This is a genomic window from Cellulomonas fimi (assembly GCF_028527925.1).
In the GTDB taxonomy this organism is placed as follows: domain Bacteria; phylum Actinomycetota; class Actinomycetes; order Actinomycetales; family Cellulomonadaceae; genus Cellulomonas; species Cellulomonas fimi_C.
Map to the genome: position 1 here is coordinate 1 of NZ_JAPESW010000102.1, position 2,016 is coordinate 2,016.

Sequence of the window (2,016 nt, forward strand, 5' to 3'; positions counted from 1 at the left end):
GTCGGTCACCGGGTGAGGATTGCCTCACATTTCCGCCCGCGCTTTTCTGACAGGTCGTCGTGACCCCGGGAAAATCGTGACGCACGACATTCCGGAGGCGCGAAGAAACCCGCCGCCGGCGCATTTTCTGACAGCCTGTCAGTTCAATGTCACACGCGGCGCGTGAGCATTACCACGAACGCCGCGCACGCTTCGACACCGGCCGTCGACGCGAGGGACACTGGACGACATGCCCCAGCACGTCCGTATCGGCACGCGCGCGAGCACGCTCGCGCTGACCCAGACGGGCCACGTCGCCGACGCCCTCGCCGCGCACGGTGGCCTCGACGTCGAGACCGTGCGCGTCCGCACCGACGGTGACCGCCTCACCGGGTCGCTCGCCACGCTCGGCGGGACCGGCGTCTTCGTCACCGCGCTGCGCGACGCGCTGCTCGACGGCCGCTGCGACGTCGCGGTCCACTCCCTCAAGGACCTGCCGACGGGCGACGCCGAGGGACTCGTCATCGCCGCGGTGCCGGAGCGCGAGGACCCGCGCGACGCGCTGTGCGCGCGCGACGGGCTCACGCTCGCCGAGCTGCCCGACGGCGCACGCGTGGGCACCGGCTCGCCGCGCCGCGCGGCCCAGCTGCTGCGCGCCCGCCCGGACCTCGACGTCGTCGACATCCGCGGCAACGTCGACACGCGGCTCGGACGCGTCGCCGGCTCGGCCACCGGCCCCGGCGACCTCGACGCGGTCGTGCTCGCGCGCGCGGGCCTCGCCCGCATCGGACGGCTCGAGGCCGTGACCGAGCTGTTCGACGCCGACGTGATGCTCCCCGCTCCCGGGCAGGGCGCCCTGGCCGTCGAGACGCGGGCCACGGGCCTGACGACGGATCTCGCGAGCCCGCTGGCCGGCGCGCTCGCGGCGCTCGAGCACCGCCCGACCCGCGTCGCGGTGCTCGCCGAGCGCGCGCTGCTCGCACGGCTCGAGGCGGGGTGCGCGGCCCCGGTCGGCGCCCTCGCGACGCTCGACGGCGACGTGCTCACGCTCGACGCCGTCGTCGTCCGCACCGACGGCAGCGACGCGCTGCGTCGGCGCGGCAGCACGACGCTCGGCGGCACGCCCGCCGAGGACGCCGTCGCTGCGCGTGCACTGGGCGCGACGCTCGCCGACGACCTCCTGGCGGCGGGTGCGGCCGACCTCGCCGACCTGGGGCACGCGCGATGACGTCCTGGAACGCGTCGCCCGTCGCCGCCGGACCTCTCTCCGGGTGGCGCGTGCTCGTCCCGAGGCCCGCCGCAGGCGTCAGCCCGGCCGCCGTCGCGCTCGCCGCCGCGGGTGCCGAGGCGGTCGTCGTGCCCCTCGTCGAGACCGTCGCGCCCGAGGACCCGACGCCGGTCGACGACGTGCTGCTCGCGCTCGGCGCGGGCTGGTACGGCTGGCTCGTCGTCACGAGCCAGGCGGCCGTGCCCGTGCTGGAGCAGCGCGCCGCGCACGCAGGCCGCACGCTGGCGGCGATCGTCGCGGACGCGGGCGTGCACGTGGCTGCCGTCGGCCCCGGCACCGCCCGGGCCCTCCGCGAGGCGGGTGTGACGCCCGCGCTCGTCCCGACCGGCGAGTCCACGGCCCGCGCCCTGGTCGCGACGTGGCCGGCCCTCCCGTCGACCGACGACGGCACGACCGGCCCGGCGCAGCGCGTGCTGTTCCCTCGCGGCGACCTGGCCGCCCCGACGCTCGCCGACGGTCTGCGGGCGCGCGGCTGGCAGGTCGACGACGTCGTCGCCTACCGCACGGTGCCCGCGGCGCCGCCCTCGGCCGAGGTGCGCGCCGCGTGGGCCGACGGGTCGATCGGCGCAGCGCTGCTCACGTCGGCCAGCACGGTGCGGGAGCTCGTCGCGCAGCTCGGCGCGCCACCTGCCGGGACGGCGCTCGTCGCGATCGGCCCGACGACGGCCGCGGAGGTCGAGCGTCTCGGCCTTCCGCTGGCCGGCGTCGCACGCGAGCAGACGATGACGGGTCTGGTCGCCGCGCTCGCG

At 77.3% G+C, this 2,016-nt stretch carries 2 protein-coding genes; both read left to right on the forward strand.

Features of this window, described 5'->3' with window-relative positions:
* Positions 1-229: 229 nt before the first annotated feature.
* Positions 230-1,207 (forward strand): hydroxymethylbilane synthase, encoded by a 978-nt coding sequence (gene hemC, locus OMK64_RS19880; protein WP_272730084.1) that lies wholly within the window; start codon positions 230-232, stop codon positions 1,205-1,207.
* The coding region (locus OMK64_RS19885; protein WP_272730085.1) for a uroporphyrinogen-III synthase at positions 1,204-2,016 on the forward strand (813 nt) is incomplete at its 3' end. The genes hemC and OMK64_RS19885, both read left to right, overlap by 4 nt.

What these genes read in the sequence shown, in the direction of transcription:
- hemC (WP_272730084.1), top strand. Translation starts at nt 230, where the DNA reads ATGCCCCAGCACGTCCGTATCGGCACGCGCGCGAGCACGCTCGCGCTG.